20 protein-coding genes and 1 pseudogene are annotated in these 18886 nt (G+C 55.9%); 12 read left to right on the top strand and 9 right to left on the bottom strand.

The window, feature by feature from the left end:
- Positions 1-38: 38 nt before the first annotated feature.
- Complete coding sequence (locus VJ109_RS18845; RefSeq protein WP_324760916.1) at positions 39-1829, bottom strand: cytochrome c oxidase subunit I; 1791 nt, start codon at positions 1827-1829, stop codon at positions 39-41.
- Positions 1830-2192: 363 nt separating this feature from the next.
- Between VJ109_RS18845 and VJ109_RS18850 the strand changes: the two are divergent.
- Positions 2193-2378 (top strand): annotated as a pseudogene (locus tag VJ109_RS18850) (helix-turn-helix domain-containing protein); the annotation flags it as partial.
- A 27-nt stretch (positions 2379-2405) separates the two neighbouring features.
- Here the strand turns inward: VJ109_RS18850 and VJ109_RS18855 are convergent.
- A complete protein-coding gene (locus VJ109_RS18855; protein ID WP_324760917.1) occupies positions 2406-3290 on the bottom strand; it encodes an IS1595 family transposase in 885 nt (294 codons plus the stop codon).
- 129 nt (positions 3291-3419) lie between these two features.
- On the opposite strand from VJ109_RS18855, the gene VJ109_RS18860 reads away from it, so the two are divergent.
- The 7 genes from VJ109_RS18860 (at position 3420) to VJ109_RS18885 (ending at position 8471) form a co-directional block, all read left to right on the top strand.
- The gene (locus VJ109_RS18860; protein WP_324760918.1) at positions 3420-4664 is read left to right on the top strand and encodes an inorganic phosphate transporter; all 1245 of its coding nucleotides are present in this window, start codon (positions 3420-3422) and stop codon (positions 4662-4664) included.
- Positions 4665-4859: 195 nt separating this feature from the next.
- Complete coding sequence (locus VJ109_RS18865; protein ID WP_324760919.1) at positions 4860-5510, top strand: helix-turn-helix domain-containing protein; 651 nt, start codon at positions 4860-4862, stop codon at positions 5508-5510.
- 118 nt (positions 5511-5628) lie between these two features.
- On the top strand, positions 5629-5880 hold the full coding sequence (locus VJ109_RS19580) for a HalOD1 output domain-containing protein (protein ID WP_434737310.1): 252 nt from the start codon (positions 5629-5631) through the stop codon (positions 5878-5880).
- A 9-nt stretch (positions 5881-5889) separates the two neighbouring features.
- Positions 5890-6036: a hypothetical protein gene (locus VJ109_RS18870; RefSeq protein WP_324760920.1), complete on the top strand. Its 147-nt coding sequence runs from the start codon at positions 5890-5892 to the stop codon at positions 6034-6036.
- Positions 6036-6818, top strand: coding sequence for a response regulator (locus VJ109_RS18875; RefSeq protein WP_324760921.1), 783 nt, complete (start codon positions 6036-6038; stop codon positions 6816-6818). The genes VJ109_RS18870 and VJ109_RS18875 overlap by 1 nt, the downstream gene beginning before the upstream one ends.
- 775 nt (positions 6819-7593) lie before the next feature.
- A complete protein-coding gene (locus tag VJ109_RS18880; RefSeq protein WP_324760922.1) occupies positions 7594-7836 on the top strand; it encodes a UPF0058 family protein in 243 nt (80 codons plus the stop codon).
- Between the two features lie 359 nt (positions 7837-8195).
- Positions 8196-8471 carry an ArsR family transcriptional regulator gene (locus tag VJ109_RS18885; protein ID WP_324760923.1) on the top strand — a complete coding sequence of 92 codons (276 nt, stop codon included), beginning with the start codon at positions 8196-8198 and terminating at the stop codon, positions 8469-8471.
- A 199-nt stretch (positions 8472-8670) separates the two neighbouring features.
- Here VJ109_RS18885 and VJ109_RS18890 read toward each other — a convergent pair whose 3' ends face one another.
- From VJ109_RS18890 to VJ109_RS18900, 3 genes are all read right to left on the bottom strand, one after another.
- On the bottom strand, positions 8671-9468 hold the full coding sequence (locus VJ109_RS18890) for a glycoside hydrolase family 16 protein (protein WP_324760924.1): 798 nt from the start codon (positions 9466-9468) through the stop codon (positions 8671-8673).
- Between the two features lie 154 nt (positions 9469-9622).
- A complete protein-coding gene (locus VJ109_RS18895) occupies positions 9623-10849 on the bottom strand; it encodes a glycosyltransferase family 2 protein (protein ID WP_324760925.1) in 1227 nt (408 codons plus the stop codon).
- A gap of 213 nt (positions 10850-11062) precedes the next feature.
- A complete protein-coding gene (locus VJ109_RS18900) occupies positions 11063-11275 on the bottom strand; it encodes a hypothetical protein (RefSeq protein WP_324760926.1) in 213 nt (70 codons plus the stop codon).
- Positions 11276-11587: 312 nt separating this feature from the next.
- Between VJ109_RS18900 and VJ109_RS18905 the strand changes: the two genes are divergently transcribed.
- Both VJ109_RS18905 and VJ109_RS18910 read left to right on the top strand, forming a co-directional pair.
- A complete protein-coding gene (locus VJ109_RS18905; protein WP_324760927.1) occupies positions 11588-11944 on the top strand; it encodes a toxin-antitoxin system TumE family protein in 357 nt (118 codons plus the stop codon).
- Complete coding sequence (locus VJ109_RS18910) at positions 11937-12338, top strand: HVO_A0114 family putative DNA-binding protein (protein WP_324760928.1); 402 nt, start codon at positions 11937-11939, stop codon at positions 12336-12338. The genes VJ109_RS18905 and VJ109_RS18910 overlap by 8 nt, the downstream gene beginning before the upstream one ends.
- 207 nt (positions 12339-12545) lie before the next feature.
- Here VJ109_RS18910 and VJ109_RS18915 read toward each other — a convergent pair whose 3' ends face one another.
- Genes VJ109_RS18915 through VJ109_RS18925 form a run of 3 tightly spaced genes read right to left on the bottom strand, consistent with a single transcriptional unit; the run spans position 12546 to position 14686 of the window.
- Positions 12546-13769 carry a phage integrase SAM-like domain-containing protein gene (locus VJ109_RS18915; protein WP_324761250.1) on the bottom strand — a complete coding sequence of 408 codons (1224 nt, stop codon included), beginning with the start codon at positions 13767-13769 and terminating at the stop codon, positions 12546-12548.
- Complete coding sequence (locus VJ109_RS18920; protein ID WP_324760929.1) at positions 13769-14374, bottom strand: hypothetical protein; 606 nt, start codon at positions 14372-14374, stop codon at positions 13769-13771. Before VJ109_RS18920 ends, VJ109_RS18915 begins: the two co-directional genes overlap by 1 nt.
- Positions 14375-14686, bottom strand: a complete 312-nt coding sequence (locus VJ109_RS18925) for a DUF8065 family protein (RefSeq protein WP_324760930.1) — start codon at positions 14684-14686, stop codon at positions 14375-14377.
- Between the two features lie 779 nt (positions 14687-15465).
- On the opposite strand from VJ109_RS18925, the gene VJ109_RS18930 reads away from it, so the two are divergent.
- Together VJ109_RS18930 and VJ109_RS18935 are read left to right on the top strand one after the other, a co-directional pair.
- On the top strand, positions 15466-16272 hold the full coding sequence (locus tag VJ109_RS18930; RefSeq protein ID WP_324760931.1) for a DUF7847 domain-containing protein: 807 nt from the start codon (positions 15466-15468) through the stop codon (positions 16270-16272).
- Positions 16273-16461: 189 nt separating this feature from the next.
- A complete protein-coding gene (locus VJ109_RS18935; protein WP_324760932.1) occupies positions 16462-17850 on the top strand; it encodes a DUF6498-containing protein in 1389 nt (462 codons plus the stop codon).
- Between the two features lie 391 nt (positions 17851-18241).
- Here VJ109_RS18935 and VJ109_RS18940 read toward each other — a convergent pair whose 3' ends face one another.
- Positions 18242-18685 carry a DUF5518 domain-containing protein gene (locus tag VJ109_RS18940; protein WP_324760933.1) on the bottom strand — a complete coding sequence of 148 codons (444 nt, stop codon included), beginning with the start codon at positions 18683-18685 and terminating at the stop codon, positions 18242-18244.
- Positions 18686-18886: the final 201 nt, after the last annotated feature.

Raw genomic sequence — 18886 nt, forward strand, 5'->3', positions numbered from 1 at the left:
TATTACCAAAATGAGCATAGTCATCAATTTTAACAGCGTTAGTCGTCCTTTGGCTCACCCCCGTCGGTCAACGCGGACTTCTCCTCGTCCTCGCCGCCGTCGGTGATGGCCGTCTCCAGCTTGCGGTCGAACCAGGTCCACTCCTTGTTGAGCATCCCGTCGCGTTCGAGGTCCCACGGGTCGCCGTCCTCGACTTTTGGCCCCTCCAACCAGGACTGGAGAAGGTTCCAGACGAATATAAGCTGGCCGACTAGTAGAATGAACGCGCCGACAGTGGCCAGTTGGTGGAACGTCGAGATCTGTGCCAGCGGCGCGATTGCGCCGTCAAGCTGGTAGGTCGCATACCGGCGGGGCATACCCAGATAACCGAGTGCCAGCATCGCGAAGAACGTGAGGTTAGTCCCAACCATCGAGAGCCAGAAGTGGGCTTTCCCGAGCGTCCGCTGGTACATTCGGCCGGTAAAGATGGGAAACCAGTAATAGATGCCCGCAAATATACCGAAAGCGAGTGCCCCCATTAGAACATAGTGGAAGTGGCCGACCACATAGTAGGTGTCGTGCAGAATGAGATCGATGGGTACCGAGGCGAGGAAGACACCGGTGACACCGCCGATGATGAAGTTCGAGACGAAGCCGATACAGAACAGCATTGGCGTGGCCAGTCGCAGGCGGCCGTTCCACATCGTCGTAATCCAGTTGAACGTTTTCACTGCGCTCGGGATGGATATCGCAATCGAGACGGCCATAAACGAGGCCCGCAAGCGTGGGTCCATTCCGGTCGAGAACATGTGATGGGCCCACACGCCAAAGGAGAGGACGCCGATAGCCAGCGTCGAGTAGACGACGAACTTGAACCCGAACAGCTTTCGACCAGCGAACTTCGGTAGGATAAGACTCACCAGTCCCATCGGCGGGAGCACCAGAATATACACCTCGGGGTGGCCGAAGAACCAGAACAGGTGTTGCCACAACAGCGGACCACCGCCCTCGACAGCGAAGAACGTCGTCGAGAGGTTGCGGTCCATGAGCAACATCACGAGAGCGCTGCCCAGCAACGGAAATGAAAAGAGGATGAGCGCCGACTGGGTGAGAACAGTCCACGAGAACATATCGAGGTTTGCCCAGTTGACGTCCTCGCCGCGCTCGGTAAAGACAGTCACAATGAAGTTGATGGCTCCCAACGTCGTCGCGACTCCGGAGAGATGCAGCCCCAGCAACATCAGGTCGACGCCGGGGTTGGCCTGCTCGACCGACAGCGGCGTGTACATCGTCCAGGCGGTCTGGGCCGGCTCGATCATGTTCTCGGTGACCGGTGCGAGGAAGAAGCCGGCCCAGATGAGCAGGGCCGCCGGCGGTAGCAACCAGAAGGCGATGGCGTTGATCCGCGGGAACGCCATGTCGTCGGCCCCGATCAGCAGCGGGATGAAGTAGTTCGCGAAGGCCGCGATGATCGGCGTCCCGAAGAGGAACAGCATCGTGATGCCGTGACTAGTAAGTATAGAATTGTACGCGCTCGGTCCAAGAATCGCTCCCCCCGGAACGATGAGCTGGATGCGGATGAGCATCGCCATGATACCTCCGACCGCGAGGGCGATGATGGCGTACAGCCCGTACAGCAGTCCGATGTCTTTGTGATCGACGGTCGTCAGCCAGCGAATTAGCCCAGTGGGTTTCTCGCGGTTGCGGACGACGGCGTCTTTACCGGTCGCTGTTCCACCGCCGGCCAGTGGCGTATACGACCGCCAGTTCTCGATACGCGTGAGTGCTGCGGTGATGCCGACGAGGAGGACAGCCATCAGCCCTGTCAGCACTAGATCTCCTACAGCCATTATACGACAAAGTAACACTCTAATTGTATTCTTCTGTAGGTTATCCGTATAACACCTTTATATGGGGTCGCGAAAATTTTGTGCGGTTCTGGTCCTTCCGAACGTGACCACTGACTTCAAAAAACCGCACTTATATAAGACTAATTATTATATCCCCGACATATCAAAATCGGTCAACATCATCGTTAGGAATGCCAGGACCTGTTCGGCCGCTTCCCCGAGACGACAGCGGAAATACCCACCTTACTTGTCGAACCACACTAACACTGTTACAATCCAGGCCGCCAGCACAGTAACATAAGTTACCGTCACGTATCGGAAAATAGGTTCGCAGCTAGACAATAAAATGCCAAATTAAAACCAGTGACCGATATTAAAGCCGACATACGGGTCGAGCATCCCGACATAGTGTGTACGAAGTCAGTCATGTACGACCAAAGTTCGAAAGTGATGTCGGTTTCAGAGGCGGGAACTGACCCAACATCTAGAACCTTCTATTACTACATCGAATCGTCCGACTTCCACCGGCTCGAAGAGGGATTACGGAATGCGCTCTTGTGTAGCACATTGTTGATTTCAGAGAGTGGCTTTGATGGCGTGTTTGAGCGCTTCTCGTCCAGGTTTGCGGTAGAGTTTTTGTCTGAGCTGGAACGCTCGGAAATACTGTGTGAGGCGATCTTTTGAGATACCTCGATGCGGCGAGAGCCACCGTCGCGCCAGCGACGCGTGGCTCTCGCACGTGTTCACGTGGACTGCGTCATCGGCGTATTCACCATCTCCGTGAACGACGTATTCACGGTTGAATTCCTCATCTCCCTCAAGTGGATCGTAAGCGCAAAATCCGTCGGTATAGACGGTGAGGGGCTCCTGCTGGCGGCCAGCCAGCAGGAGCCGGATCGTCGATTCGGTTGCGGATTTCTCTGGCACGACGTAGCGTTGCTCGGTGCCGCGATCTGCGAGAACGAAAACAGGTGGTTTGTCCTGTTCATATGTCCCGCGTCCACGTCTGGAGAGGCCGCGAGAGCGCGACCAGCGGTCGCGCTCGCGGCCTTTTAGGCCGGCAGAGACGTAGAACTCATCAATTTCGACAGGTCCGGCGAGATCGAGTGACGGCGCGTCGAGCGCTTCGGTGAAGCGCTCGACACGCCTGTGGATCGTTTTATAGGTGACATCGATTTCGCACTGTAACTGCCTGAGACTCGTGTTAAACCGGAGAAACGCGTAGATCGAAAACAGCCACTTACGGAGCGCAATCTTCGAATGAGCGAAGATTGTACCGGTTTTATCGTTGAACGTGCGGCCGCAATCCTTACAGAGATACCGCTGAAACTGCCCATAGCTGCCGTTTCTGACCGTAAGGTCAGAACGGCAGCGGGGACAAGTCACACCGTCACGCCAGCGAACCTGCTGTAACAGGTCCGCTGCGACCGATTCCGACCCAAACACATCTAGCGGAATCATCCGTGTCGGGCACCGCTGACGCGGTGCCCTTGTCCTCTTCGACTCGACAGCGACAGCTCACCAGTATCAACAATCTTCTACAGGAGAGCGACCCATAAATCTGGGTCTGGCATTGTTGAGACAATTACGATGGTGGAGTTTCTGACCGTCATCGGTATCGTTGTCGCGGTATTTGTTGGGTTCAATATTGGGGGATCCTCCACGGGTGTAGCGTTCGGCCCTGCAGTCGGGTCACGCCTCATCCGGAAGACAACTGCGGGCGCTTTGTTCGTTGGCTTTGGCTTTCTCGGGGCGTGGACCGTGGGCCGAGAAGTCATCGCGACGATGAGCAGCAGTATCGTGCCGGCAGCCCAGTTTACGCCCATCGCCAGTGTCACCGTGCTGTTTTTTACCGGCGCGTCGCTACTGATATCCAATCTCTATGGTGTCCCGGCCTCAACTTCGATGACCGCTGTGGGTGCCATCGTCGGATTGGGCCTCGCATCCGGCACTCTCAATCAAGCGCTGATGTTCGTTATCGTCTCAGCTTGGATCGTCGCCCCACTGATTTGTTTGTTCATCGGGGCCGTAGTCGGGCGCTATATCTACCCCTATCTTGATAGATATAGCGCATTTACGACATTCAATCTGCTATTCATCCAACTCGACCGGTCGAGGACGATTCCGCGACCATATGTCAATCCGAACGCATCACTGCAGGACACCATCGGCTCACTCTCGGTCGTCGTCATCGGCTGTTACATGGCGTTCTCGGCCGGGGCATCGAACGCAGCGAACGCCGTCGCCCCCCTCGTCGGATCGGGCGGCTCCCTCACCGTCAATCAGGGCGTCCTGCTCGCGGTCGGGGCCTTCGGATTGGGTAGTTTCACCATCGCCCGTCGCACGTTAGAAACAGTTGGGGACGATATCACCGAGCTTCCGATTCTCGCGTCGCTGATCGTCTCCGTGGTCGGTGGAACGGTTATAACGATTCTCTCATCGTTCGGGATTCCAGCGAGTCTCGCCGTCAGTACGACATCGACCATTATCGGGCTCGGCTGGGGCCGAGCGAGTCGGGCCGCGACGCTGGCGGAGTTAGCGACCCCATCCCCAGACCGCCCAGATATCGATGTCTCGACTGGTGCATTAGTCACCTCACGCGCCGAGGATGCTCCTGCCGGGCCGACTATCGGCGATATTGCTCGCGGAGAGAAACCGGCCGAGAAACCAGACGAGATTCCGGACATCCCAGATGTCGGTGCTGAGGGGCCGGCGGATATCGACCAGCGGAGTCTCTTCGACCCAGCGGCGGCCAAGCGTATCGTAGCGATGTGGGTGTTGACACCGTCGCTGGCGATCGTCGCCTCCTACCCCGTGTTCGCGTTCTTGTTATGACCAAAGTACTCAGTACAGAGGTTGAAATCAGCATACAGAGTTAATTTAATCCACTCTTTGGAGTGTGAATTAGCCGGTAGAGAGAACATGCATATTGCTTGATTCTGGCTTCTCATCCCGAGTATAGTGGAGATTGGACATCGGCAACAGTGATGTAGGCGATACACCTTTTCAATAACCGTTCGTATTGTCTCTATGGCAATTGAAGCGACGTTCACTGCGACTGACGGTGAATTTCCATTGGCTGCCGTCTTCTCAGAGTTCCCTACCGCCGAAATAGAATTAGACCGCGTTGTTCCGACGAATGAATTCATCATCCCGTATTTTTGGGTTCGGGATGTCGAGATCGAGACCATCTCGATGGAGGATGTCACGCACCCGGGTATCCACGACATTCAGGTAGTCGATAACGTGAATGGGGCAGCGTTTATTCGCATCGACTGGGACTTAGCCTACGAGAGTGTCTTAACCGCAATTATCGAAACCAATGTAAATCTCATCTCCGCTCTCGGGAGAGAAAACCAATGGTCGTTCGAATTTCGGGCTGAATCACAACAGGCTCTGGCTGACTTCCAGTCGTACTGTCGAGACCACGATATTCCGCTTGAACTGACGCAACTTCACGCCCTCTCACCGTTAGAGTCGGGCCAGGAGTACGACCTGACCGACGCACAGCGCGAAGCAATGACGGTCGCGTACACGCTGGGCTATTATAATTCTCCCCGAGAGGCGACTCGACAGGACGTAGCGAACGAACTCGGTATTTCACCGCAGGCTGTCGGGTCTCGGCTGCAGAGAGGAACTCGACGATTAATCTCAAGTACAATCAATCGTCTCGATGAATAGTTTAAAAAGGCATTTCTAACGAAAAGGCCAGTGGCATCCCGACGGCTCTCATATTCAATGTATGGAACACACACTGAGAGGTGGCGATAAAGAGGGAGAATTTGAGGAGGAGGAAATAATGTACAGAATTTGCCATATTTTTTCTGAAAAGACTGATACAGATATCTGTGAATTACCTCCAGTGTACGAAACTGTCAATCCAGACGCTCTTACTGCATTCCTCCGATGCTCGGACAGCTTCGACACTCGTCCAAAGCGGTCGGTCGAGTTCTCGTACTGTGGCTATCGCGTCATGGTTGATTCGACCAGACAGGTCACACTCCACCCGGAATCTGGATCCACAGATTCAATACCGGGTATCCGAGGTTGAGACAGATCCATGTCTCCAACAGATACCAAAAAATTGTACACCGAGGACAAAATCCTGCTGAAATTAAAGAGCGCCATGGCAGAGGCGTCAGGTCCAGTTACATCTGATATTCAGGCTGCAATCGAAGAAAGAAAGAAGGAACTACGTAATAACTGATGCCACCTTCGACCACTCAACAAACCGAAGAAGAGACATTTCGCGTCCTTCACGTCGATGATAAACCCGATCTTTTGGAGATGGTCAGTATCTTTCTCGAGCGTGAAGATGATCGATTCGAGATCGTGCAGGCGACCAGTGCTAGCAACGGTTTGGATCAACTGTCCGAGCAAGCGTTTGACTGTGTTATCTCCGATTACGATATGCCCGGCTGCAATGGGATCAAATTCCTTCAAAAGGTTCGAGCGGAATTTCCCGATCTCCCATTCATCTTATTCACCGGGAAAGGCACCGAAGAGATCGCCAGTGACGCCATTTCGGCAGGCGTCACCGATTACCTCCAGAAGCAAGGGTCTACAGATTGTTATACCGTCTTGGCTAATTCTGTGTCGAACGCCATCGAGCATTACCGCTCCTCCCAAATGGTCCGGCAACGTGAGGAACAGCTTCGAGCCGTCATTGAGCGCGTAACGGATGCGATCGTCGAGGTGGATTCAAATTGGCGGTTCATCCTCGTCAACCAACAGGCTGAGGAACTCTACGAAATGGATGAGGAGTACCTCCTTGGCCGGAACTTCTGGGAGGTCTTCAACGAAGCGCTCGACACTCGATTCGAAGCGGAGTATCGACAGGTCATGGAAACACGAGAACCCACCTCGTTCGTCGAACACTTCTCCCAGCTCGACGGTCGGTTCGACATCAAAGCGTATCCAACGGACAACGGTGGCATCGCGTTCTATTTCACCGAAGTCCCGAAGCAACTATGTGACCGTGATGAGTGATTTCCCAGTCTCTACTAATCAGGCAATCGTCTAAGTCTGGGAACAGAAGCGGACACTGTTTCAGGTCTGACGGATTGCGTTGAATCGGGCGTGTACGGATTGGTTACCCGCATAAGCCTAAGAATACTGCAGTAACCTAGTAAATTAATATATGACCGGCGATGCCGTGTCTTTGCGTATGCAGCGACCATCAGACTCCGCCACCAACACCGTCCTGTCCTCGTTCGATGTTACTCCGGAAATTCGTCCCCCATACAATGACTGAGCGTTGTGAACCTTCCCCGCTGCCTGAACTGGCTGTCGCCATGCTCGATGAACACGCTCCGGTCTCTACGTATGTCCTCTACCCGACAGACACGACCGACAAAGATTTGGAAACGACGTGGATCCGGTTCGAAGAGAGTGATAGCATCCCGCTGTGGGAAAACCTCTGAGAATCTCGACACTCAGTGAATTCGTGTTCGACTTTCTTGTGGCGTCGCAAAACTGGCTGACTTGCTCATCGTGTGTCCTGACCAAGTGTAATCCGTGGTTTTGTCACTGGCGCTATTACTATTGATTAACTGGAGTATAGTGTGGTTTGATACCTATTCCCGTGTATAGTTGACACGGGAGATAATCACAACGGTCGGTTGTTCGAATACATACTTAACCCCACCCCAACCACCCTACACCCATCGTCTCCCAATTCGTCCCTATTTCACTCACATCTCACTGATGAATCAGAAACGGGGCGCGATTTGAATGTGAACGTCCGAACACCCTACTCAAAATCATGCGCAAACAAGATCACATACACACGCACGCTCTGCTTGCGGAGGTCACACGATATTTGATCGAGAATGAAACCATGTCTGACGAGATGCTTTCTGCATACGACGCACTTGAGACGCGTCCATCAAGCATTCACAAATCGAAACAGGACCACCGTGAAGCGGTTATGGTCCTTAGTAGGACCATCGAGCCATGCCTCAAAGAGACAGACACTGATAGCCCTGACCAATCGCTGAATCGATAACGGGAGTCACGTAGTACTGGTGACTGCCCTTTGCTGTGGTACCTACTTCACCTGTCTCTACCGATCATCCTTTCACCGAGTGCTGAACGATCAGTGACCGATACACGCATTGTATCTTGCACAGCTAGCAGAACATCTATTTGGACTGGTAGAAACACCGATAGTCAATAAGCACCATATACCTGAGTATCCCACCGGAGAAACGTTGGTAGTCACCGACCGAACTCCGACAGCGCTGACCGCGGTGGCGGAGACAGGCGGGATCCCAAGAAACCAATGACTCTTCGAGACAGTTTCTACCACCGATTGCGCGTCTCACCTCAACTGACCACACTCGATCACCGCAGCGGGTTAGTGCGATGAAATCCGACTGGGACGTCGTGGGCTACGTCGTCAGTTCGAAATATCGGATCGTCGTGCTGGAACGGCTCATTGAGTCGCCAGCCCCGCCCTCAACCATCGCCGAAGACGCAAGCTGCTCGGTCTCGCACATCTCGCGTGCACTACAGGAACTCCGGAACCGCGGCCTCACCCACCTACTGGTCCCGGAGTCCCGAAAGAAGGGGCGTATCTACGGGGTCACCGACAAAGGCAACCAAGTCTGGGAGACCATCGTATCCGAAAAACTCGCCTGATAAGACAAACCATATCGGCTGAGAAAACGACAGCACTCCAATCGCGGTCGACTACAGTGAGTATTCATCCTACTTCGAATGGGTCGTGATTATCGCCATATTGTCTTCCAGATTTACGTGTGAATCCTCAGAATTCTCCTGAGACTCTATTGATAGACTCCATCAATCGTCGCGATTTCCCCATCTGGAGTGAACTTGCTTATTCTCGTTCCCACACACGTATCCAATCGATTCGTAATTGCTCAGTCCAGGCGACATCGAGATCAGCCTTACCGATTCGATTGACGTGATTCGAGAAGATCAGCCCGAACGGACGTGCCTCAGGGTCGGTCAGCGTCTCAATCATCGCCGGTGGCGTAGCCTGCTCTGTGATTCGCTCGCCGTTGAAATACCATTCAATACGGTCGGTAAACCACGCACAGCCGTAGGTGTTGAATCCACTGGTCAGATCCGTGCCAGTGTCGAGTGAAAATGGCGCGTGTTCGTGCGTCTCTCTGTCACCTGGCTCGCCAGAGCTGCTCCAATGGACATCTGTATGGAGACGCTGGCGCTCGTCCGTCGGCTCATCACCGCGTTGGAACAGTTCGACAATATCGATTTCCGGCGGCCAGCGCGTGTTCGCTGGATGCATCCAGAACGCAGGTAACACTCCGACACGACCTGGAAGTTTGAGGCGTGCCTCGACGTACTGCCCCGGCGATGGGTCGATTGGTATCCCCTCCGGAGGATGATGGTCTTGCGAGCCAACACTGGAGTTGATAACCCCCTGGAAACAGCCCTCAGGGCCAGTGCCTTCAGACTCTACTTCGAGCACACAGGTCTCATCCTCGATGAACACGTGATCGGCACTGACCGCCGCGTCGTCGTCCGGAATCCAGTCTTCGGGATCGATGAACCCAATTCCCCAACGGTCGGTGTCGAACGTCGTCCAGTCTTCCTCAACGACGAGCGTCCAGTCGCCGGTTGGACTACCTTCGGGTTGTTCGGTTTCCGACATAGTTTCAGTTCCATCAAAACCCGTACACCCCGCTCCGCTGGCTGCCCCGAGTGTAACAAGCATGTGCCGACGCGTGAACGGTCCGGGTGCCACTCTGTCTTATGTTACTGCTTGTGTCGATATGAAACTGTGGCGGAAAGTCGGTATCGATCCATCACTCGTCGACGCCGCCGTCCGAAATGAGTCTCTCTTCGCCATCGTGAGACTCGAGGGTGCCGTCATCGAGATACGGGTTTCGTCTTTCAATAGTCACCGGGTCGACCTTCGCCTCGGTCGGTGCAACTTTTTCCGTTACGGCGAACGTCTCAACCGGAGATACCCACCCCCACAGCGCACCGGCGGTGTTCAGCACGACCAGAAGGGGCGTGAGGAAAATAGCAAGCAGGGGGATCCGTTCGTGGCGGACGTAAACCATTGCGCCGATAGCCGTTATGACGAACAGCATCGCGAACTCGACGAGCGAGCCCAACTGATAGAACTGCGCCTGTGGGACGTACTGCGGAAAGAGGAACAGCAGGAGAGATATCACCGGAATGAGCGGGGAGAACGCCCACGCGACCATCCGGAAGCTGAGAAAGACGCGATACCGGCGTGGCAATAGATCCGAAGAATGTTGCGTGCCGGCAAACCAGCGACGACGCTGTCGCAGCATCCCCCGAATCGATGGCGGCGCCTGATTCCTGAACTTGAGGTTGAGAACCCGGAAATCGAGTTCCGTCTCTTTTGCGGCTCGCCAGATAAAATTCGTGTCCTCGGTGATGGTTTTCGAGTCCCACGTGATTTTGTCTTCCAGCGATGTTCGGATAGCGATACCGCCACCCCACGCGTAGAGCGGGTATTTGAACCGTCCAAACGCCCGCTGTTCGTACTGATATCCGATACGGAACGCTTCCGATAGGTACGCCAGCCACGACCCAGTGTAAAGTGGCATCTCGGTAATCTGGATGACATCCGCATCAGGTAGTCCCGTGAACTGTTGAACGATGGTGTCCTCATCCAAATAGAGAATAAACTCCCGCGAGCAGGGAACGTGCCGGCGAGCCCACTCGAGTGCCCGCCCTTTGTGTGTCGCCTCACAATCGAACTCGTTGGGGACAACGTGGACCGCTGCGCCGTCAATCTGGATATCCTTCTCGGCGATAACGTGAATGTCTTCAACCGAGTCCGGGACCGAATTGACTGTTGCCTGTACGACTGCCTCAGCACCAATTGTCAAAATCCGGACCTGGACATTGTCATTCCCATACACCAACTCTTTCGAGGAGACGAGTTGATTTCGAGCGAGAATCACGACTTCGTAGAGCCAAAACAGGACTGAGGCCGAATAGAGAAGGAAAACGCTCCAAACGATGAATAGTATCCCGACTGTAAGTATAGACACTCTGGTATTAATTGGTAAGTAGCAGTCATAAACTCGTCGGAGGAGTAGTAGCTCTATACGAACGGTCCTGTGGCTCCGTATCTGCGTATTCGCCCCCGCTCGTGGCTCAACAAATTAGATGTCGCCGTTCCCTCCGAGAAGAACAACTGGTCGTGATTATCCCTACATGCCTAACCGAGCTATCCAACGGTCAGTACAGTGGGAGCGAGTGCGTCAGGTTGTGTTGTTCGGGTCGAGCGCGTAGTAGACGACAGTCATTGAGACGCCCATCGCGATCGGGCCGAAACTTCCATCCCCCGGCAGCAAGCTTCTGACAGCGAATACGGCCACCGCGGAGACGAGGCCGACGAGCAGAGCGTACGAGAGGCGCGAGAGACCTCGTACTCGGTTGTCCAGTCTACGGTACAGATGTTGGAGGGTATCCATACGCTCGAATACCGTCAGCGGAGGGATACCTCTTCTTGTTAAACACGCAAACTAACTGAGCAGCTGGCTCGTCCCAGAAGTGCTGAAATCCGGTCTGTGAGAACTGTCTATTGACTCCGTCTCTGTGTATTCGATTTTCCCCGTGTGACTCCCTTATTCACGGTGGCAGCTCGCTCCAGAAAACTGCTCGTGCCTCTCGCCATATGGCGAATCAAGTCATAGCCGAATTACTCGGTACAGCGTTTTCTCTATGGAGTTGTTTGAGGAACCAACACTTCTTTACCGTTGGCTTCAAAACCAACATAGTACCGGATGGAACCAACGGCCGACGACCTCGATGGATACGACAACGCCACAGTGTACGAGGATGGGACAGTCGTTCGCGTGTCGATTCGGCGGACAGACGACGATGCCTATCCATCGGGGTGGCGGTACACGCTTCACTATGGAGCCCTGTCCGCCGGTCCTGAGACGCTTGACGACGGAACGATCCGTCGCTACGATAACTCACACGAGGACACGAAAAGCCACGAATTACACGTCGCTCCCGACCCGGAACCGAAGTTTGTCGAGTTCCCTGGCATCAAGGAACTCTACGAACGGTTCTGGGACGAGATTCCGAAGCCACGATTCGGTCCATCCAACGACAACGGTGATATCCATGACTGAACAGAACGTACTCGTGGTCACGGTCGACGACGAGACCAATCCATACGAAGAGGGCCTCGAAGCGATTCAGACACTCAAGGAGGGAGAACACCTCGACCGGCCGGCCACTGTTCGGTTCCCGAACGAAAGCCAGCTGACCGACGTGTTTAACGAACGGACGTACACACTCTTGCGCGTTATCAGAGACGAAGAACCCGACAGCATTCGCGAGACAGCACGGCTGGTTGGCCGTGACAAGAAGAACGTCCACGAAGAACTGACGACACTCGAAGCGCTGGGCGTTATCCGTTTCGAGACGGTCGGGCGGGCAAAGAAGCCAGTGTTCCCCTACGACGATCTCGTCGTCTCGCCGCTTGCTCACGACCCCGGAGACGGGGCCACTGCCGCTCCCTGACACCTTTGTTCTCCAGGGTGTCTCAGACACATTTATTTACGCCGACAAATGGGCACTGTCGGGTTTGAGTCAGAAGGTGATGAAACCATCTCGTTCGCAGTATGAACAGAGTGTGGCAAGAGACTCTGGTCATGATTATCCCAGCATGCAGGTAGATTCAACCGTCTCACCGCCATTAGTCAGCAACCAACAGTGGTCTCGGTATCTTCAGATGGAATCGATCTGGTTGATTGCTTCGGTCGCGAGCGCACCTAATTCATCGGCCTCAATGTGCGAGTAGCGCTTACGAATCATCTTCTCTGAGCTATCGAGATACCGAGCAGCAACCGTGTACCCGAACCCGCGGACAAGGATTTCGCCCATTCCTCGTCGGCCGCCATGAGGAGCGAGATAATCGTGTTTCGGATGCTCAATGTCGACCTCCGCTGCGTCTGAGAGCCGTTGAAGAATCGACCGCGCCCCATCGGTCGTGATCGACGGTGGGTGGATATCCTCGTCGAGAGCCAACAAGAAGTCCCGAGCGTACTCGTCACGTTGCTCCTCGATTGTATCTGGCCCGTCTTGGACGAGCGTTGCGAGCGTCCGCTGGTCTAACGTGGGAAATACTGGCCATTGCACCGTCGGTGGATCCATCAGCGTTCGATAGTTCCGGAGGGGCGCGATCACCGGATCGGGGAGACTTGCAATATCCCACTGCTGTTTCTTCCGGTAGACATCCATGCTCCCGTCATCTAGCGAAATCTCTCCCCACTGGACACCACGCCGCCGTGGATCGTTCGGGTCACGCAGGATTTCCCCGACTCGAACAGCTGTATATGCGATCACAAAGGCTAGAGCACGGTCACGAGCCGCCTTCAGAATCGTGTATCGCGCTCGCTGCCTGTCGAGGGGATCGACATCCTCCGGAAGCGCCCTGTACGTCTCGATTGCATCGCGGACTCGCTCCTCAACGTGCCGGGTAAGAGTATGGCGCTGCTCAGATGTCCATATCTGCTGGTCACCTGGTTTACGACCGTCGTCCTCTGGGAGTGGTGCCATCGCGCTTGCCCGCCGGGCGTAGTGCCCCTCAAGATATCCCTCGTTCGCGCACCAGCCACACCATGCGGAGATATAGTGGTAATACGTGTGTATGGTGTTTTGCTTGATCGCGCGCTCACTGCCGAGATGCCGGGCGTACGCCCGGAACACTCGTTCATCGAGATCTTCGAAGGTCGGGTCACGGTCGACATCATCGGGGACGATTCCCGTCCATTCGTTCCGACCGCAGTCGCCGGCAGCCCACCGGCCGAACCGTTTGAGTTCGCGGGCTGCATTACGACGGTAGTTTCCACCGTCACCACCACGCCCTTTCCCCTTGTCTTGGAGGTAGCGTTCGAAGGAGTCCGCGAGCGATATCGAACCAGCACGTGTCGCTGCGGGAGCCAGTTCGATCACGGGAGCAGATTGTCGTCAAGAATGTCGCTGCAATCAATCGGAATCCCCTCCCATGCGGCTTTCACAGCCTTGTATCCGGTCCACCCTTCGCGTTCCAACAGCTCACCACACGCTTCACAGAACTCGCGACGAGAAATGAGGTCGGTATCGTAGAGAATGTAGAACAGAAACGGCGGTGTCACGACACGGACATCTTCGTCTTGATCGTCGACAGCGCGGCGGATCGAGCGCCGGCCCGCCGCGTCCATCAAAATAACATAGTCGATGGTCTCTGGGTTCTGTACTACTTCCTGTCTGAGCGATTCCTCGCCAGCGTCCGTGCCGTGGGGCCGGGGCACGCTCGTCACCTGCGTGAGCGGTGTGTCGTCATCCGCAAGCGCCGCAAGTGCAGCACGGCTTCCGTGATGGAGTTGGTACGGGCGACTTCCTTCAGGCGCGGTCTCGCGCGTCTCCTCGGCGTGGCGCTCTAGCTCCTGTTTACAGACGTTTGTCGTTGTGAGGCCAACGTTGTCGGTTATGTGAGTCCACAGCGAGCTATTCGCAACAGCAATCAGCGTATCCGTATCGACGAGGATCGGATACCGTGTGTCACCACCAGCCATTCAGACGAGATAGTCGCTAGTGTCGCCCTCAGTAGCTTCGCGGAAGGCCTCAGTGTCCTCTTGGAGCAAATCGAACTCCTCACCAAGGAGTACTCGAGCAGCGTCCTCTGAGATATCGCCCGCCGTGTAGCGCTCGTAGATCGCGATTTTGTCGTCGTCGGTCATCGCTCGCCGAAGCATCTCGGTAAGCCCCTCACGTCCGAGTTCACTGATATTGATGCCACCAAGATGGACGGCATCGAGTTCGTTTGCCGCCTCCTTGAGCGGGCCAGCACGGAATTTAATGGTATCGTCGAGAGATTCTTGGCTCATAGTAATGAGTACGGGGGCCGCCCGCATAAGTTGTTCCCCCGTGTGGGAACACATGGGTACGGACTCCCTCGTCTTCTCGGCGGAATATCGCTGATCGAAGCGTGTTTTCGCTCCTCGCAGGAACGGCCATCATAACGATTCCTGCGATCTGTGTCTCGTAACTGATCCGGGTCTGGCACGGGTTCCTCGCCGACGGATCGTATCAGGACCGGCCGCCAGCGGAGGTGCTCAAACAGGGCCTTCGATCGGTTGCAAGGTCCATTATCATCGTGCTGCAAGTGATTGCCCCAACTACCGCTCTGGTGGTGATCGCTGCGTTCGCCCCGCCTGAGTTGCTGGCAGAACCGGTCCCCCTGTTGACGTACATTGTTCCGGTCGATACCGTTAGGGTGTGGTTACAAAACGGCGCTATCGGATCGGTCCTCCAACATCAGGACTGACAACCGTGCCATGGATCCCAGTGGGAATCGACATGTATCGCAAAGCTATCTAATATTCCAGTCACGGAACCGGACACGATGCAGGCCTACGTCGTCGGATCGTTCGCGTCACTCATCTGTATAACTCAAAGTGGATACCGTTCTGATTGGCATCGCCGAGCAACTAACGAACAGTCTTATGACCGACGATAGCCATACACATTTCATCGAAAACCTGTGCAGTACGCACGGCCGGCCGGCATGTCCCTCCCACTGGAGGGACATACAATTTGTGGGGAGTTTCAGCCCAGGAAACGCGGCAGGGCTACCTATATTTGTCTCGCAGCATCTACGGATATAATGTCCCTGAATATCGGAAAAGCCCTCCAGGATGGGTTCGACCGGACAACAACGCGGAACGGACTGCTGTTGATCGGTGTATTTGTCGCGTTCGGTGCGCTGAACACGGTGATCTCACAATCGGTGTCACTCGGCGTACAACAGTGGTTCCAGGGGGTTTCGACACAAGCGGTACAGCAATCGTCGTTCGGCGGTTTCGGTTCGGCACAAACAGTGCTTTCGGTTCCGCTTCCACTGCCCGTCGTCTTGCTGCTCGCGCTGGGAGCCGCACTCCTTGCGGAGGCGCTTCGAATCGTCGGGATCAGGGCGTTCGCAGCCGAACAGACACGGTCACCGGCGGATCCGACACTCCGGAACAGACTCCCACTGGCGATGCTGAACGGTGCAGTCGGTGGGACGATCGCGACCGTCCTCACGTATCTCGGTACAGCGCTGCTGATCCTCCCAGGAGTGTTCGTCGCACTCTCGTTTTTCTTCGTCAGACAGGAAATCGCGTTGCAAAACAAGAATTTCGTTGCGGCACTCCGGGACAGTTGGGAACTGTCACGCGGTGAGCGGCTCGAACTGTTCGGACTCGGGGCGCTCGTTTTCGTCGTCAGTGTGCTCGCAAGTAGTCCGGCGACTGTGTTGTTCTTCTTGAGCCCGCTCCCAGCGCTCGCGCTGGGGATGATCACCACTGCCATCACGACAGTGTTTGGAATCGCTGTGGCGACATGCGCGTACCAGCAACTTCGGGAGGACGACCCAGCTCCGCGGACCGGCTCGACGGTAGCGGATTCAACCCAGGACGACACGGTGGGGGTCTAATCGGTTGGCCACACATATCTCACTCTCCAGTTGTGGTTGGTCTATGAGGAGGTCCACTGGCCGACCACAGGGGTCCGATCTGATAACGGTCGACGGCCCGAAGGGTGGTCAGAGCTGGCCTCCAAACCTGTGATTAGGTGGTACTCCGGACCGAAATTCTGATTTATTGTGATTTCCCGACGAGAAACGATGGGTAGCCAATCGCCAGCGAAACCGTCGGTCACCGCGACCGCCGTTACCGTCGTCGCGAATCTCTTCCCACTCTGGGGTGTCTGGGTCGGCGACTTGGCGGTCGGTTCGCTGTTGGTCATCTACTGGGTCGAAGGAGGAGTGACGGTGCTCTTTGCGACAGTGAAGGCACTGCTCGCCCGACAGGGCTCCCCCGATGTCGCCGGGATCGAACCGCTCTCCGAACTGCGCGAAAAACGTGGTGGGGTATCGCTTCGAGCAGGCTGGCCACCCGTGTATCCGCGAAACCTCCCGTTCGCACTTTCGGTTCTGGGACTGTGGACGGCTGCGGTCGTCCCGGCCTCTGCCGCCTACTGGGTCGTGGTCGCGCCACAAGTTCGCCTGACACCTGTGCTGGCGCTTGGTATCTCGGGGCTGTTGATTGCGCAAGGTCGAGAGTTCCTCTTCGATTACCTACGCAAGCGCGAGTATACCGACACGTCCGCTAGGGAGATACTACTCGAACCGACACAGATCGGCCTCCTGTTAGCGATACTGGGATTTATCGGGATGATCGACGAGCAACTGGGTGGTCCGCTTGTACTCAGTGTCCTCGTGCTCGTCAAGACGGGGGCCACAGTCCGTCAGTTGTTCATCGAGCACCCAGCTCTGCCGGTCCCCGATCAACTCGCGGGGCGGTTCACCGAGACGGACCTCGCCGAGACGGCACCCGAAATCGACCCGCCGGATGGGGAGCCACAGAGTAGCGTCGCCGTCGCACCGTCACCTGTCCTCCTGGCGGCGCTCCCGACCGTCGCATTGGGATTCCTTCATCGGGGCGTCTTGGGAGTGTTCGCTTTACTGGGCTTTGCAGTCCTGGTTGCCGGGCCAGTTTGGCTCGTTCCGTGTGTTGCTGTGGTCCTCATCGTCGTCGGGGCTAGGATCGGCAGCTACTACCTGCGATACGGCACTATCGAGTACCGCCGTCACGAGGAGTATCTCGTCGCACACGACACGCTCTTGGATGCCCCACAGTGGGTCGTGCCGGTCGACGGAGCGAGGTTCTCGGTCAGAAACGCTGCCACCGACCGGCTGCTTGGTACCGGAACGTTGGAGATAGAGCGTCTCGATCCCGACGATACGTCGGTACAGTTCGGACCGGTGGCGGATCTCGACGCCGCGGTCAAGACGCTCGATCTGCCGGTCGTCGAAACGGACCGTCCCGAGCGGGATCCTGCCGTAATTGCCGCGGCGCTGTTGCTCGCACTCTCCTTGTTGGTCGTCCCTGCCGGCCTCCTGTTCAGCCCGGCGGTGAGCGACGCGGAACTAGCTGGGCTGGCAGTGGCCATCGGTCCGATGTTCCTGCTCCCGGTCGTCGCACTGGTCTGGGTAGCGCTCCGGTGGATCTGATCGGACGTACCGACAGTGCAATGCGGGATCGGGCCATCCGGTGCTACCCGAGGCCGATCACGAGTGGCGCACACGGATGAGTTCCGGGAGGAGGACGCCAACGAATACAATTATCGCAATACCTGCTCACCCCGGGAGATCCGTGACGTTCGTTACCACGATGAGGAATAGGATAGCGACCAACCCGACCAGATGACGAGCTAGATCTCACTGGAAATTATATCTCGTTGTAATAACTGGCGGTGGTGCGGAATAGTTCTTAAGCCCTAACTCGGCGGATATCGGTTACCACGCTGATATAAATTGCCTACGGTATCTCAAGGTCTATGCGATATCGTGCATATCGGCGACGAGGGGACAGGGGCGAATAGCTGCTCGATTCTGTCAGCGGTTACGGACTGACAGTAACCGGCTGTCGCGGGTGACCGCTCTTTGCTGCCAGCCACCCGCCCAGCCGCCCCGAGAGCGCGCCGATGACCGCGGCGAAGCCGACCATGAGCGGGACGAACACCGCCAGCATCACGACTGACAACACTGTGAACCAGGTGGGCTGGGCTAGCCCCAAGACGGAGGTGATGACGTTGGGGACCGACCACAACACGGGCAGGCTGCCGATGGCCCCAGTCCGGAACCCAACGGAGGTACTTTCGAGGCCGTGGCGTTTCGCCAGATAACCGGCAGCGAGGGCGGCGAGAGCTACACCGGAGACATCCCAGACCCCACTGGGGTCCTGCCAGTTCAGTGCAAGCGTGAGCGGGAACGACGCGACACCGGCTAGGAAGGCGTACCGCCATGTGGGAGACGACTGTAGCCGCTGGATAGTGGAGGGCGACATATGCTGAATTAATAACAGGAGCGGTATAAATCTGTGGTACGATACGATGTCGGCCAGACTGTGAAAAAAGCAGCTCGAGGTCCCTGCTACACTGTGAGCAAGGGTGAAGCGTGTTACCCGAGAGTAGATTATATCTATAATATAACGTTCAAATAGCAGTTTCTCACGCGGACTAAACCCGTAGTTCAAGTAACCCCATGG

The sequence above is a fragment of the Haloarcula montana genome, from assembly GCF_035666295.1.
GTDB classification, from domain to species: domain Archaea; phylum Halobacteriota; class Halobacteria; order Halobacteriales; family Haloarculaceae; genus Haloarcula; species Haloarcula montana.

Excerpts from the sequence above, each read along its gene's own strand:
- VJ109_RS18885 (WP_324760923.1), top strand. The coding sequence starts at position 8,196 with ATGAAATCCGACTGGGACGTCGTGGGCTACGTCGTCAGTTCGAAATAT.
- VJ109_RS18855 (WP_324760917.1), bottom strand. The coding sequence starts at position 3,290 with ATGATTCCGCTAGATGTGTTTGGGTCGGAATCGGTCGCAGCGGACCTG.
- VJ109_RS18935 (WP_324760932.1), top strand. The coding sequence starts at position 16,462 with ATGGGTAGCCAATCGCCAGCGAAACCGTCGGTCACCGCGACCGCCGTT.
- VJ109_RS18865 (WP_324760919.1), top strand. The coding sequence starts at position 4,860 with ATGGCAATTGAAGCGACGTTCACTGCGACTGACGGTGAATTTCCATTG.
- VJ109_RS18920 (WP_324760929.1), bottom strand. The coding sequence starts at position 14,374 with ATGGCTGGTGGTGACACACGGTATCCGATCCTCGTCGATACGGATACG.
- VJ109_RS18890 (WP_324760924.1), bottom strand. The coding sequence starts at position 9,468 with ATGTCGGAAACCGAACAACCCGAAGGTAGTCCAACCGGCGACTGGACG.
- VJ109_RS18905 (WP_324760927.1), top strand. The coding sequence starts at position 11,588 with ATGGAACCAACGGCCGACGACCTCGATGGATACGACAACGCCACAGTG.
- VJ109_RS19580 (WP_434737310.1), top strand. The coding sequence starts at position 5,629 with ATGTACAGAATTTGCCATATTTTTTCTGAAAAGACTGATACAGATATC.
- VJ109_RS18910 (WP_324760928.1), top strand. The coding sequence starts at position 11,937 with ATGACTGAACAGAACGTACTCGTGGTCACGGTCGACGACGAGACCAAT.
- VJ109_RS18930 (WP_324760931.1), top strand. The coding sequence starts at position 15,466 with ATGTCCCTGAATATCGGAAAAGCCCTCCAGGATGGGTTCGACCGGACA.
- VJ109_RS18925 (WP_324760930.1), bottom strand. The coding sequence starts at position 14,686 with ATGAGCCAAGAATCTCTCGACGATACCATTAAATTCCGTGCTGGCCCG.
- VJ109_RS18845 (WP_324760916.1), bottom strand. The coding sequence starts at position 1,829 with ATGGCTGTAGGAGATCTAGTGCTGACAGGGCTGATGGCTGTCCTCCTC.
- VJ109_RS18860 (WP_324760918.1), top strand. The coding sequence starts at position 3,420 with ATGGTGGAGTTTCTGACCGTCATCGGTATCGTTGTCGCGGTATTTGTT.
- VJ109_RS18900 (WP_324760926.1), bottom strand. The coding sequence starts at position 11,275 with ATGGATACCCTCCAACATCTGTACCGTAGACTGGACAACCGAGTACGA.
- VJ109_RS18870 (WP_324760920.1), top strand. The coding sequence starts at position 5,890 with ATGTCTCCAACAGATACCAAAAAATTGTACACCGAGGACAAAATCCTG.
- VJ109_RS18880 (WP_324760922.1), top strand. The coding sequence starts at position 7,594 with ATGCGCAAACAAGATCACATACACACGCACGCTCTGCTTGCGGAGGTC.
- VJ109_RS18940 (WP_324760933.1), bottom strand. The coding sequence starts at position 18,685 with ATGTCGCCCTCCACTATCCAGCGGCTACAGTCGTCTCCCACATGGCGG.
- VJ109_RS18875 (WP_324760921.1), top strand. The coding sequence starts at position 6,036 with ATGCCACCTTCGACCACTCAACAAACCGAAGAAGAGACATTTCGCGTC.